Origin of the sequence: Pseudoalteromonas lipolytica, from assembly GCF_003515105.1 — a bacterium.
In the GTDB taxonomy this organism is placed as follows: domain Bacteria; phylum Pseudomonadota; class Gammaproteobacteria; order Enterobacterales; family Alteromonadaceae; genus Pseudoalteromonas; species Pseudoalteromonas lipolytica.
The window spans coordinates 253,001-266,845 of the sequence record NZ_CP032090.1 but is presented as its reverse complement, the minus strand read 5'-3'; the positions used below and the strand labels follow the sequence as shown (position 1 = coordinate 266,845).

Annotated in this window: 14 protein-coding genes; 6 read left to right on the top strand and 8 right to left on the bottom strand. The window is 42.3% G+C overall.

What is annotated here, in order from left to right; genetic code table 11:
* Positions 1-9 precede the first annotated feature (9 nt).
* On the top strand, positions 10-468 hold the full coding sequence (locus D0907_RS01260) for a cyclic nucleotide-binding domain-containing protein (protein ID WP_036974168.1): 459 nt from the start codon (positions 10-12) through the stop codon (positions 466-468).
* On the opposite strand, the gene D0907_RS01255 is transcribed toward D0907_RS01260, so the two are convergent.
* The 3 genes from D0907_RS01255 to D0907_RS01245 all read right to left on the bottom strand — a co-directional run bounded on the left by D0907_RS01255 (position 457) and on the right by D0907_RS01245 (position 2,504).
* Complete coding sequence (locus tag D0907_RS01255; RefSeq protein WP_162898020.1) at positions 457-1,233, bottom strand: arylamine N-acetyltransferase family protein; 777 nt, start codon at positions 1,231-1,233, stop codon at positions 457-459. The two genes, D0907_RS01260 and D0907_RS01255, sit on opposite strands and share 12 nt — an antisense overlap.
* A 263-nt stretch (positions 1,234-1,496) precedes the next feature.
* Complete coding sequence (locus tag D0907_RS01250) at positions 1,497-2,159, bottom strand: hypothetical protein (protein ID WP_118843918.1); 663 nt, start codon at positions 2,157-2,159, stop codon at positions 1,497-1,499.
* A gap of 57 nt (positions 2,160-2,216) precedes the next feature.
* Positions 2,217-2,504: a hypothetical protein gene (locus D0907_RS01245; protein ID WP_036974174.1), complete on the bottom strand. Its 288-nt coding sequence runs from the start codon at positions 2,502-2,504 to the stop codon at positions 2,217-2,219.
* Positions 2,505-2,740: 236 nt separating this feature from the next.
* Here D0907_RS01245 and D0907_RS01240 point away from each other — a divergent pair, with 236 nt between their 5' ends.
* The 5 genes from D0907_RS01240 (at position 2,741) to D0907_RS01220 (ending at position 7,968) form a co-directional block, all read left to right on the top strand.
* A complete protein-coding gene (locus D0907_RS01240; protein WP_118843917.1) occupies positions 2,741-3,121 on the top strand; it encodes an RNA-binding S4 domain-containing protein in 381 nt (126 codons plus the stop codon).
* A gap of 63 nt (positions 3,122-3,184) precedes the next feature.
* Positions 3,185-3,604 (top strand): hypothetical protein, encoded by a 420-nt coding sequence (locus D0907_RS01235; protein ID WP_118843916.1) that lies wholly within the window; start codon positions 3,185-3,187, stop codon positions 3,602-3,604.
* Positions 3,605-3,812: 208 nt separating this feature from the next.
* Positions 3,813-6,563, top strand: a complete 2,751-nt coding sequence (acnA, locus tag D0907_RS01230; RefSeq protein ID WP_118843915.1) for an aconitate hydratase AcnA — start codon at positions 3,813-3,815, stop codon at positions 6,561-6,563.
* Positions 6,564-6,750: 187 nt separating this feature from the next.
* Complete coding sequence (locus D0907_RS01225) at positions 6,751-7,638, top strand: DUF4097 family beta strand repeat-containing protein (RefSeq protein WP_118843914.1); 888 nt, start codon at positions 6,751-6,753, stop codon at positions 7,636-7,638.
* An 84-nt stretch (positions 7,639-7,722) separates the two neighbouring features.
* Entirely contained in the window at positions 7,723-7,968 is a 246-nt protein-coding gene (locus tag D0907_RS01220; protein WP_036974184.1) for a hypothetical protein, read from the top strand.
* Here the strand turns inward: D0907_RS01220 and D0907_RS01215 are convergent.
* The 5 genes from D0907_RS01215 to D0907_RS01195 all read right to left on the bottom strand — a co-directional run bounded on the left by D0907_RS01215 (position 7,965) and on the right by D0907_RS01195 (position 13,658).
* Positions 7,965-8,480 carry a DUF4124 domain-containing protein gene (locus D0907_RS01215; protein WP_118843913.1) on the bottom strand — a complete coding sequence of 172 codons (516 nt, stop codon included), beginning with the start codon at positions 8,478-8,480 and terminating at the stop codon, positions 7,965-7,967. The genes D0907_RS01220 and D0907_RS01215 overlap by 4 nt on opposite strands.
* A gap of 15 nt (positions 8,481-8,495) precedes the next feature.
* Positions 8,496-9,218: a substrate-binding periplasmic protein gene (locus D0907_RS01210; RefSeq protein WP_118843912.1), complete on the bottom strand. Its 723-nt coding sequence runs from the start codon at positions 9,216-9,218 to the stop codon at positions 8,496-8,498.
* Positions 9,219-9,318: 100 nt separating this feature from the next.
* A complete protein-coding gene (locus D0907_RS01205) occupies positions 9,319-10,059 on the bottom strand; it encodes a phosphoadenylyl-sulfate reductase (RefSeq protein WP_118843911.1) in 741 nt (246 codons plus the stop codon).
* A gap of 38 nt (positions 10,060-10,097) precedes the next feature.
* Complete coding sequence (cysI, locus tag D0907_RS01200) at positions 10,098-11,795, bottom strand: assimilatory sulfite reductase (NADPH) hemoprotein subunit (protein WP_118843910.1); 1,698 nt, start codon at positions 11,793-11,795, stop codon at positions 10,098-10,100.
* Positions 11,796-11,843: 48 nt separating this feature from the next.
* Positions 11,844-13,658: an assimilatory sulfite reductase (NADPH) flavoprotein subunit gene (locus D0907_RS01195; RefSeq protein WP_118843909.1), complete on the bottom strand. Its 1,815-nt coding sequence runs from the start codon at positions 13,656-13,658 to the stop codon at positions 11,844-11,846.
* Positions 13,659-13,845: the final 187 nt, after the last annotated feature.

Sequence of the window (13,845 nt, the reverse complement as noted above, 5' to 3'; positions counted from 1 at the left end):
ATGTAAGTAATGAAGTTAATCGAACATATTCCGCTTATTAAGCAGATGGAAATTATTAACCGATTGGCGTTCTTTCGGGAGTTTACCCTGAGTGAACGACAGGTGTTATTAGAATCTTTCAGCCATTTGTATTTAGTACAACAAGGTCGAGCTGTATTTAAACAGTTTGATAATGACAAGCGACTCTATATTGTTTTGAGTGGTTCATTAATCATCTTTAAGCAAAGCCATTTGCTTGAGCTCGGCACCATTGAACCGGGTGAGTTTATTGGTGAAGGCGCATTTATCAATAATCGCGAGCGCAGTACTAGCGCCCGCGCTAAAGTGGATACTATTTTACTGGCAATCACACCGGAAGCCCTCACCCGATTGCCAAACGTGATCCGCGAAAAAATTAAAGACCGCATCATCGAAGGCATGAGTGAGCGTATTATTAAACTGAGTAACTTCCTCGAATCACGCGGCTAATACATAGCGCTCCATTAACCATGCAGACGTTGCTTTGCTTACATTTAAAAGAAATGTGTCTGTAAGTAATGTATGTAATTGCTCACGTGATTGAATAACCTGTTGCGTATGAACTGCTGATGTTTCGTGCCAATAATGCAGTAGATTATTTCGAATAAGCCAGCGTTCACCCTTTTCAATACGTGATACAACAAGGTTGTTAACAAATGCAGCGTCTGGATGGTGATGACTATAGAAATGAGCGATTTCGCAATCACTCTCATAGAATTGAGCCAGTTCAACGCGGTATAAATGCTGAGCATTTGGTAAAACTTGCCTCACATCAATTAACCTGTCACGTCGGCTAATTTCATATAAGTTCACACCTTCACTGACCCGTGACGACTGATCAATTGGCAATGCGATTACCGGTGTACTTACCCCAAAGCCAACATCGAGCAAATAGTGTTTACCCTCGAGTGTCAATTTTGTTAATCGGTGCGAGCGAGGGTTTTCTTCACGGCCGTTAAGCATCACCCGCGCTATGAGTATTTCAACGTCAAAACCGAGTGCGACCAACGCAAGAAAGAAGATCTTGTTATGTTCAAAGCAATAACCTCCTTCTTGTAAATTAATTAAACGTGAAAACACTTTATCGTCATCAAGGCTCAGTGATTTAGCCTGTAATGCATTGACACTGCTGAAACTATAGCGAGCTAAATGCGCCGCTTGTAAACGCTCAATCAATGCAAGATTTCTGTCTTCATTAATGTAATCAATAGCCAAAGAATTTAGATAATGTTTAATACCATTCCGCTTAATTAAGTGGTCTATTTTGAGGCAATAAAACCGCGTTGATAACAAGGCAAAAATTTAGTTATTTAGTTGTTCTAAATCAGAAATTTTTAACGCAGGTAGCGACTGGTTTGATCACTCAAAATGATTAAGTATTTTTGCGGATTGGTATAATGTAGCTTTGCATGGCATGTCCTTATAAGTAATGATGACAGCCATGCTAAAACCTCAAGTTTGATTGAGGTAAAGATTTTTTAGTCCATATAGACTATTTGCAACGAACAATTTAACCAACTAGGCTGATTAACCCTAATAGTATATCGATAGGTATCTGTTGGCTTTTCACCAAAAGGTGTACTTACATAGGGTGTTGAATGGCTGTAGGTCTGTGAATAGTTTTTATAATAAATAACCAGATAACCGTACAGATAATCCCACTTAAGTGATACTGGGGTCCCGCCAGGAAGCACAAACTCGGCGTGCTTCTCGGTAAATGTCACCTTCAGTCCATTAAACTTATCCTCATCGCAGTGTGTTGTGAAAACACGATTAGGCAGAGAAATTTCATCCTCCTCACTCGGTGCTTTTAAGTAAAAGCCAATATTGCCATGATTGTAAAAGTGATTTGCGGCGGTGGTGTATTTTATCTCAGGCTGATAACCCAGTCGCTGCATGATGCCAGCTAAGATCTCAGTCTGTTCAGTCAAAATTTTATCTTCGGATAACATCAAAGTCGCGCCGCCAAACTCTCGCGGCACACTCAGTTGCGTGTATTTATAAGGTAAACGCTGAGCACTTAAGGCTAAATCGAGCTGAGCTTGCTGCTGTGCGTCTAAGTTTTCTGTATAAACATAAACAGTTGGCTGTTGGCAACCAACTAACAATAGCAGCAGACACCAAATATACATCCTGTTCATACTATTCCCTCTAATGGATTACAAGTGTAGTCTATTAAAGGAAAGCTGATTAATCAACTAATTTAAATGGTGACTTAGCCATTTATCAACACTGCGTCGAGTGTAAAGAATATCTTTAAATAAGCGGTGAACCTGATACTCAAGTAACTCTTCTTTACTCTTCTCTCCATAGGCAAGCTGGCTATGGTTATCATTAAAACGCGAAATTAATGCAAAGCCTTGTTCTGATTTATCAGGCTGCGCTTTCATTGTTTGGGTTAATAATGCACGCACATCATCTGCTGCAAGTAACGATGTATCGTCTAACCCCATTAGTTCTTTTTTCAGTACTGACCTAACGCCCATGACTACTTCTCCTGAACGAATAATAAATAAAACGACGTTGCATTTAGCAAGTAGCGCACCATATCAAGACGCGCGCAGTGTACTTATGAAATACTGCAGTTTTCTTACGACTCTGCAAAATACGTCATTATTTTTTATGCTCATTTTTTAAGTATGTGAAGCGCTTAAAAATTTAACCTTGGTTCAATCCAGTGCTAGGCTTTATAATGGCTGCGATTAAATAATGAGAGACCAACATGAACGAAGATTTCATCGAAATTGAGCTTGAAGAAGAGCCAATAGAGTTATGTAACTTACTTAAAGTGCTCGATTTAGTTGAGACAGGTGGCCAAGCAAAGACCTTAATCGGTGAAGGTTATGTTGGAGTTAACTATGAAATTTGTACAATAAAACGGAAAAAATTATACAGTGGCGACGTACTTTCGTTTGATGGTGAGCAATTTCAATTAACCTTAAGTGAGGATGCAATACCGAACCCTCGCCCAGAAAAACAACCTGAGCAACAACGACAGAACGCCCCGCTAGAGAGCAGCGCATCAACAGCCAAAAAACGTAAGCGCACTAAAAAGCCTAAAGTAGACGAAAAAACAGGTCGTCGCCCTATTTCTTTTGGTTAGCCTTGCTTAGTTAATATTTATCACCTTTAATTGTGCTTAATAATAACAATATGAAGGTGATTTATGACTTCTCCTGCTTGGCTCAAACCACTTGCTTGGGCCGCATTAGTTTGGAATCTACTCGGGGTAATTGCACTTATTATGCAGCTACTCATTACTCCAGAGATGATTGACCAATTACCACTCGATCAACAAGCCGCATACCGTGATGTCCCGCTGTGGTCAACGCTTGCCTTTGCGATAGCGGTGTTTTCAGCCAGCTTAGCAAGCATTTTATTACTTGCTAAAAAAGCCCTCGCGCGCGAGTTGTTTCTTATTTCGTTTGTCGCTGTATTAGTCCAGCAGTACTACAACTTTATCGTAATCGATAGCCTCGCCCTCTTTGGTTTTAGTGCTTTGGCAATGCCATTTTGCGTGATTGTAATTGGCTTATTATTGTTGCTTGTTAGCCATCACGCAAAACAGCAGCATTGGCTAACTTAACGTCAGTCTATGTTATGAGCTGCTGTCTAATTACTGCTCTTTTATTGCTCTCTCCCCTTGAAATAAGTTGCATCGGCATCAACTATAATTAGATAGCATATTTTTTCATCAGCACGGTGAATTTTAATAGCTGGTATTAAGTTTGCAGATATCTCGTAAAGGAAACATAAAAAGCGAGCATTGCTTGCGTAAACCACAGGGGCAAATAATGAATAACAGTTTTGATACCCAAAAACAGCTTACGATTAATGGTGAGCAATATCATATCCACTCTTTACAAGGTCTTGGTGACAAAGCCAAACGCCTGCCTTTCTCATTAAAAATATTGTTAGAAAATCTATTACGCAACGAAGATGGCGTAAACATTAAAAAGCAAGATATAGACGCACTTCTCAACTGGGATCCACAAGCAAAACCCTCCGCCGAAGTTGCCTTTACGCCTGCCCGCGTAGTAATGCAAGACTTTACAGGTGTCCCTGCGATTGTTGATTTAGCCGCAATGCGCGACGCCATGGAAAAACTTGGCGGAGACCCCGCTAAAATTAATCCACTGTCACCTGCGGAACTCGTAATAGACCACTCTGTACAAGTTGATGGTTATGGCGAAGATGGCTCGTTCGACTTAAACGCCAAGCTCGAATATGAACGAAATAAAGAACGTTACGAATTTTTACGTTGGGGACAAACAGCCTTTGACAACCTTAAAGTGGTGCCACCCGCAACCGGTATCGTACACCAAGTTAATTTAGAGTATTTGGCACGTGTGGTGTTTAACGATCAAAAAAATGGTCAATCCCTCGCTTATCCAGATACCCTAGTCGGCACAGATTCACATACCACAATGATTAACGGCTTAGGCGTACTTGGTTGGGGTGTCGGTGGCATAGAAGCCGAAGCGGCTATGCTTGGTCAGCCCATTAGCTTGCTAATTCCACAAGTGGTTGGTTTTAAGCTCAATGGTCGCTTGCCCGAAGGCACAACCGCCACAGATTTAGTTCTCACAGTAACCGAAATACTGCGTAAACATGGCGTCGTGGGTAAATTTGTTGAGTTTTATGGGGATGGCCTTGCTGACTTACCACTTGCAGACCGCGCTACCATCGCAAACATGGCACCTGAGTATGGTGCAACATGCGGTATTTTCCCGATTGATGATGAAACGATTAATTACCTGCGTTTAACAAATCGCGATGAAAAACAGCTGAAGCTAATCGAAGACTACGCCAAACACCAAGGACTTTGGCGAAACCCAGGCGACGAAGCACATTACACCGACACATTAGAGCTGTCTTTAGATGATGTAGTGCCTAGCCTTGCTGGTCCCAAACGTCCGCAAGACCGTATTGCCCTTGATAAAGCAGGCGAGGTGATTGGGGAGCACTTAAAAGCTTTCCAAAATGAGCGCATGCAACAGCGTGATAAAAGTGATACTCAAGAAGCACGTATCGAAGATGAAGGTCCGACAACTAATCCGGATGATCCTGTTAACGAAGCGCAATATATGGGCGCAGCCAAAGTTAACTTTAAAGGCGAAGAGTTTGAGTTAAAAGACGGTGCGTGTGTCATTGCAGCAATAACAAGCTGTACAAACACGTCAAATCCGAGCGTTATTCTGGCGGCGGGTTTAGTTGCTAAAAAAGCCAAACAGCTAGGGTTGAAAGTAAAACCTTGGGTTAAAACATCACTCGCGCCAGGTTCTCAAGTGGTCACTGATTACTTGAAAAAAGCGAATTTAATGGATGATTTAGACGCGCTTGGGTTTAACCTTGTGGGTTATGGCTGTACCACGTGCATTGGTAATTCAGGCCCACTCGCTGATGAAATAAGTGAAGCAATTCAGAAGCATAAACTTGTTGTAAGCTCTATTTTATCGGGCAATCGAAACTTTGAAGGCCGTATCCACCAAGATGTTAAAATGAACTTTTTAGCATCGCCTCCGCTTGTTGTGGCCTACGCTATCGCGGGACGCACCGACATTGACGTATACAATGAGCCCTTGGCACAAGACCCCAATGGTAACGACATTTATCTAAAGAACATTTGGCCAAGTGTGAGTGAGGTGAGTGAGTTAGTGCGTGATACCGTCACCAAAGAGATGTTTGCATCGAGCTACGGTAATGTTTATCAAGGTGATGATCGCTGGCAAAAAATCCAAATCCCTGAAGGTAAGCTTTATGACTGGGATGACGCATCAACCTACATTAAAAAAGCGCCATTCTTTGATGGCATGGAAATAGAACCGCCCGGTATCCCCACGATCAGTGGAGCACGTTGTTTAGCAAAACTTGGAGACTCAGTCACCACCGACCATATATCACCTGCGGGTGCGATTAAAGCCGATGCTCCTGCTGGCTTGTACTTACAAGAACATGGTGTAGAAAAAGCACAATTTAACTCGTATGGCTCTCGTCGAGGTAATCATGAAGTCATGATGCGCGGCACCTTCGCCAATGTACGATTAAGAAACTTACTTGCTGCTGGCACTGAAGGGGGTGTCACACGCATACAACCAACAGATGAACTTGCCAGCATTTTTGATGCGGCCATGCAGTATCAACAAGACGGTACCCCATTGATTATTTTGGCTGGTGCAGAGTATGGGACCGGCTCATCACGTGACTGGGCAGCAAAAGGCTCTTTATTACTGGGTGTAAAAGCAGTCATAGCGCAAAGCTATGAGCGTATTCACCGCTCTAACCTGATTGGTATGGGTGTATTACCGCTTCAATTTAAAGAAGGTGAAAGTTATGAATCGCTTGGTTTGACTGGTCAAGAATCCTTTGATTTTGAAGGCTTATACGACAAAACCAATGAAGTCAGCGTAATTGCAACTAACAGCGAAGGTAAGCAAGTTAGCTTTAGTGTTGATGTGCGAATTGATACACCCAAAGAGTGGGATTACTTCAAACACGGCGGCATTTTACAGTATGTACTTCGTAATATGCTGGCTGAGCAGTAATCACTTTTAAGTTAACTAAGGGGCTGAGATTTCAGCCCCTTTTTTGTTTAAAACACCAATAAATTGCAGTTTAGACCAGCACACTTAGTTACAAAAAATGAAAAGCACATAAAAATCAGCACGTTAAACTTGGATAATAATTTGCAAATGCTAACCAGATAAAAATCACAATAATTTTGGAATCCATATGACTATTGCATCATTCAAACGCGCGATGTGCGCAACTGCCATCTCATCGAGCTTATTATTAACAGGCTGTGTTATTCATGTATCTGCGGATCAGTTTGCTGAACAAAAACAACAAGACTTACGCGTTTCGGCTGCAAATGTAAGCCAGTTAAGAATCGATGCCGAAGCAGGCTCACTGATCATCAAAGGCGACAGCAATGCCACAGCTATCACAGTGAATGCCAATATCTATGCGGCTAAAGGCGATGAAACCTATACGCTAACACTTGAAAAACACGGCGACACAGTTGAGCTTATCAGTAAGCTCAATAATGGTAGCGTGTCGTTTTACAGTGGCTCATCACCTCATATCGATTTAATCGTATCTGTGCCAGCACAGCTTAAACTTGATATTGATGATGATTCAGGTGATATCGTCATACGTGCTATGCAAAACGATATCAATATTGATGATGACTCAGGATCCATTGTGATTGAAGGAGGTCGCAATATTCGTCTTGATGATGACTCTGGCGACATTCACATTAGTAATGTAAGCGGCAATATCAACATAGAAGACGATTCTGGCTCAATTATAATAGACCAAGGCCAAGGCCGTATTGATATTGAAGATGACTCTGGAGATATTCGCATCGAGAATAGCCAAGGCCCAGCACGTATCATTGATGAATCAGGTAGTATTAGCGTTAAAACATTAGGTGGTGCGCTCACTATCGAAGACGGCTCTGGTGATATAGATGTAAGACACATAAAAGGGCTCGTTACCATCACCGATGGCTCTGGCAGTATTTATGTCAATGATACCCTTGGACTCGCTATCATTGAGGCTGGTTCTGGCGACTTAAGTATTGACAATATTAACGGCCCAGTAAAGCTCAATAAGTAACCAATCATTACTTGATTTAAAACAAACCGTCTAAGTCAGATAGCACCTACACTTTAATTACGACTTTAAATGTTGGTGCTTAAAATGACCGAAAAAAATATTATAAGAACCCTTAAGGTGTTTATTATATTAGGTATTTGCTTAATTATTTTAGGCCACTCGCTGTTAGCAAGTAACTATTTAGATGAAAGCCTAGGTGTTCACGGCATTATGATCAGTGCGGCTTGTATCGCGGTAGGCGTATTATTTTCATTACCGACAAAGATTTATTTAACCATTCTTTTAATGAAGCTTGAAAGCGAATTAACCACAAAAAACACGCACGTTTAGAGTTCTAATTGCTTATTACGTTGCTCAATTTGCTGCTTTACTTGCTCAGCATCTTGTATGAGTTGTTGTATTTTTTTAGGGTCGTATAAATTCGAATCTGCAGCTGATTTAACCTGTGTATCAGTTAACTTGCTTTCGGGGTCTGCTTGAAAACTCTCTGCGGGTAGCACCGTGATTTCTCGCGAGTCTAACGTCACCAACGTACTCGCATATTGTGGGTGAGGAGTATCTGCAAAATGCCACTGTCCCTGTTCATCTTGCCATTTATAAACCACAACAGCTGCATGACCATTATCAGGCTCGCTAAATTGCTTTAAAAGCTGCTCGGCTTTAACACCCCACGACTCAACATTTTGTGACGCGCTTTCAGTGACATCATGACTTACTTGTTGTGAATAACGTTGCAACATGCTGAGCGATAAGTAAGGCTGACCATCGGGCTTTTTTATATAAAATAGCAGCACAATACTGGTCAGTAATAGCATTACTGCAAGATAGCAAAATCGCTTCATGATCCAATTTATCCGTTATTGGTAGTTATTCATTATCTTAGCAAACTCTCCTGATGATTTGAGATTTTTCAGAAAGTCATTAAATTGTTTGCTGGTCTCTTTACCACGTTCATCAAACGCAAACTGTAACTGTAATGGCGCTTTGCCTACAGAGTAATCACTCACAGTAAACTTTTTGAAATCATTATTGCGAGCAAAATACCACGTTAAGGCATCCCGAGAAATCACTGCGACGCGTTGGTTATGCTCCCAATCCATTAAGGCAAGTAGCATTTCAAATTCTGAGTAAAAATTCTCTCTGTGCATATCACCTGATTGAAATAAGTGTTCAAACTGGGGATAGGTGTAGCCATAACGCGCCATAAGCACATACCCGGCAAGCTGTTCAATCATAGGAATATGGCAGCCACTTGGCATGACCAATACATCTTCTACCATCGCGAGCGCATCACTCCAATAGTATTGATTCTGTCCAACATACCACTCTACAGACTCGATTCGACCATCAAGTAACCCTTCATCAAGCATTTTTTGTGAACGTTTCTCTGGCACGTAAAAGTAATCAATACTCACTCCATATTGTTTTGCAAAACGGTTCAGTAAATCGCTCACAATGCCCTCTTCTTTACCGGCCATAAAATGATAAGGAGGATAATCGCTATCAGGCAATCCTATACGAAGCGTATCGGCTAAACATAATGGACTAAACAACAAGAATAATATAACTAAACGGCTCATGATTTTCTCTCACTCGATTGAGCCATGGACTATACATTTTTGGTATAAAAAAAGCGCAACCGATGTCGCGCTTTATGAATTTTCTGATAGGAAATTAGGACTAAATACCGTCACCATCAATGTGTAAACCACACTCACGGTTTAACCCAAAGAAACGAGTCTCTTCTTCAGTCATACCGGGTTCGAGTTTACGTGTTGTATGCACATCACCCATTGACACATAGCCTTGCTCCCAAAGCGGATGGTACGGCAAATCATGTTTCGTTAGGTACTGATAGATATCGCGATTATTCCACTCTATCAGTGGATACACTTTCACTGTACCACGGCTAATTTCAACTATTTGTTTATCAGCACGCGACGATGATTGGTCTCGACGAAGGCCACTGAACCATGTACCCGCATTAAGCTCATTCAATGCGCGGGTCATTGGCTCAACTTTATTAAGCTGATTGTACTGCTTAATACCCGCCTCTCCTTGCTCCCAAAGCTTACCAAACTTCGCTTCCTGCCACGCAGGGCTAAGCTCAGCTTTATAAACTTTAAGATTAAGCGAAAGTCGTTCGGTCATTTGCTCGATGAACTGATAGGTTTCTGGGAACAAATAACCAGTATCAGTCAGTACCACAGGAATATCTGGCTGCTGCGATGTCACAAGGTGCAACATCACAGCGGCTTGTATACCAAAGCTAGACGATAAAAAGTGTGTACTTGGTAAGTTTTCAAGTGCCCACGCAACACGCTCCTCAGCGCTTTTTTCAGCAAGAAGACCGTTAATATCAGCCAGCATGGCTGTTTGGTCTTCTTTGCTCATCGTTAAGATGTTTTTAAATTCACTCATGGTTAATTCCAAACCTTAAAGCGGTATCGCTTTTAAAATTATGCGTGAAAATCGGTTACTGAAACTTTGACTTCAGCAACAATGCCTTTGCGAATAACAAAATCACCGAAACATTCACCGTCATTACGCTCACTCGCCCATTGGCCTATGAGCTTATCGAATGCATCTAGGTAGACATCTTCGCCAACATTTTCTAAATACAATTTAGGAATACGCGTGCCTTCACGGTTACCACCTAAGTACACGTTGTATTTACCCGGGCCTTTACCAACAAGCCCTGCTTCTGCCAACATCGCGCGGCCACAGCCATTCGGGCAACCCACAACACGCATAATAATGTTGTCATCACCCATACCGTGTTTCGCTAAGAGCGCTTCTGTTTTCTCAATTAAGCTTGGTAAGTAACGCTCAGCTTCTGCCATCGCTAACGGACACGTTGGTAATGCCACACACGCCATTGAGTTTTTACGTTGCTCAGTATGGCTGTCATCAATTAAACCATGATTACGAGCAATCTCTTCGATAACGGCTTTTTGATCAGCGGGTACGCCAGCAATGATCAGGTTTTGGTTTGCCGTCATACGGAAATCACCTTGGTGAATTTCAGCAATTTTACGACATCCCGTTTTGAGTGGTTTATCTGGGTAATCTAAAATACGGCCACTTTGAATAAACAGCGTTAAATGGTGCTTACCATCAATGCCTTCTACCCAGCCAATACGGTCACCACGGTGAGTGAACTCATACGGGCGGCTGTCTTCGAATTTAACACCAGCACGCTTTTCAACTTCCGCTTTAAATACATCAGTACCTACACGGTCTAATGTGTATTTGGTTTTTGCATTTTTACGGTTTGAACGGTTACCCCAATCACGTTGAACAGACACCACGTGCTCAGCAATTTTCAATGTGTGTTCAAGTGGAATAAAACCAAAGTCATCTGCTTTACGTGGATACGTAGCTGTATCACCGTGAGTCATCGCAAGACCACCCCCCACTAACACGTTAAAGCCAACTAATTTGCCGTTTTCTGCAATTGCCACAAAGTTTAAATCATTGGCGTGTACATCCACTTCGTTATTCGGTGGAATCGTTACCGTCGTTTTAAACTTACGTGGTAAGTACGTTGAGCCTAAAATGGGCTCTTCGGTGGTTTCGCTCTTTTCGCCATCTAACCAAATCTCAGCATAAGCCTTGGTTTTTGGTAATAAATGCTCAGAAATCTTCGCGGCCCACTCGTACGCTTCTTGATGAAGCTCTGACTCAACTGGGTTCGTCGTACACAGTACGTTTCGGTTCACATCGCCCGCGGTCGCAATTGAGTCAATGCCCACGCTATCAAGCATTTGGTGCATGCCTTTAATATTGGGCTTAAGCACACCATGAAACTGAAACGTTTGGCGTGTTGTTAGACGAATACTGCCGTAGCTGGTTTTCTCGTCGGCGAATTTATCAATCGCTAACCATTGTTCAGGCTTGATGATACCGCCTGGCATACGCGCACGTAACATAACATTATGTAACGGCTCTAGCTTTTGTTTAGCACGTTCAGCGCGAATATCGCGGTCATCCTGCTGATACATACCGTGGAAACGGATCAACTGGAAGTTATCAGCGGTAAAACCACCGGTGATCTCGTCTTTTAAATCTTGTGCAATGGTGCCACGTAAAAAGTTACTTTCTCTTTTCAAACGCTCGTTATCAGAAAGCTTTACGTTTTTGTCTTGTTCGCTCATGGTATTTCCTAAATTTGTTACGGTGACGGCTGTTAGCTTTAAACGTGATTAATACACGTCTTTCTGATAGCGATTGGCGCTACGTAAATCTTTTAAGTATTGCTCAGCTTGCTCATCATCTTTGCCGCTGTTTTCTTTGATGATGTCAACCAGTGCGTGGTGCACATCTTTCGCCATACGATTAGCATCACCACAAATATAGATGTGTGCTCCGGCTTCTAACCACGCAAACACCTCTTTGCTGTTTTTACGTAGTTTGTCTTGAACATAAACTTTTTCTGCTTGATCACGGCTAAATGCCACATCCACTTTAGTGAGTAAGCCTGACTTTAAGTAGCCTTGAATTTCTACTTGATACAAGAAGTCTTGCGTAAAGTGTGGGTTACCAAAGAATAGCCAGTTTTTACCACTTGCTTCACGGGCGTCTCGTTCTTGTAAAAACGCACGGAATGGCGCAATACCGGTACCCGGTCCCACCATAATAATGGGCGTTTCGTCGCTTACTGGTAAGCGGAAGTTGTCGTTATGCTCACTGAATACTTTTACCTTACAGCCTTCTTCAGCTCGACGCGCTAAATAACCAGAACAGCCCCCTAAGTGCTCGCTGCCAAATGCGTCAAACTCAACCAGACCAACCGTTAAGTGCACTTCTTCTTCAACTTCGGCTTGGCTCGATGCAATCGAATATAAACGCGCTTGTAGTTTGCGTAAGCAATCTACTAACGTTTGTGCGTCAAGCTTTGCTGGGTTTTGACGAATAATATCGAAGATTTGGCGAGGCTCAATGTACTCACGCATAGCCGCTTTATCTTCAACAAGCTTTAATAATTCAGGGTTACCCGTTGCTGTTGCGTATTTTTCAACAAAGCCAGGGTAAGACTGCGTTAATTCTAACTTTTCAATCAGTGCATCACGTACGCTTAGCGTTTCGTCGCCTAGTTTAACCGTGCTCGATGCATCGATTTGTGTAAGCGCAAGTACTTCATCAACAAGCGCTTCGTCATTTAAGAAGTACACACCCAACGAATCACCCGGTGTATAGGTAATATCAGAACCTTCTAAAGAAATCTCAACATGACGTACATCTTTCGTTGAATCACGGCCTGTGATCTTTTGTACCACACTAAGCTCAGCGGCAAACGGGTTTTGTTTGGTGTATTGACTTGCTGCTGGTGCCGCTGCACCAAATGGCATTGCCACCACTTGACCACCGCTTGTTTGTTGCTGTGCTTTTAGGTCGGGTTCAAATGCATCAAGCGCACCGTCTATCCATTTTGCAGCTTCGTCATCGTAATCAACGTCTAAGTCTGCGCGTTGGAAAATAGTTTCTGCACCTAGTTTATTGAAGCGCTCTTCAAAATCTTTTGCTGTTTGGCAGAAGAATTCGTAGCTTGAATCACCTAAACCAATTACTGCTACCTTTACACCATCTAATTTAGGTGCTTTTTTGGTGGTTAAGAATTCATGTAAGCTTTCTGCATCTTCAGGTGGCTCACCTTCACCGTATGTTGATACCACAACAGTGATAAATTTTTCTTTTTTCAGGGCTGTAGGCTTGTAGTCAGCCATATTGACTAGTTTTACTACTAATCCACGTGACTCAGCTTGCTCTTTTAATTTGCTTGCAACACCTTTGGCGTTGCCTGTTTGTGAGCCGTATAAAATAGTGAGTGGTGCAGCATCGCCTGCAGCAGGAGCCGCAGCAACGCCCCCTGTTAGTGCACCCGCATTAGCACTCGCAGCTAAGTAACCACTTACCCACGCTTGCTGAATTGGATTAAGTTCAGCCACTAAGCCTTGCAGCTTTTGTACTTGCTCTTGCGATAGCGGGCTCGCCGCTGCATTTAGTTGACTCAACAACATGAATTTATTCCTCGTAACCCTGAAAGTTAACTGCGAAACCCCTTGCTACTGGCATTTCACTAACAATTTTTTCGACTTTAAAAGAGCTCAAACGATGCTTTTTAAAAGTTTATCTGAGCGTGAAGAATAACGAGGTCTCGCGCGATTAAAAAAGAATAGAATCTGCTTTGATATTCCATTTAGTTAT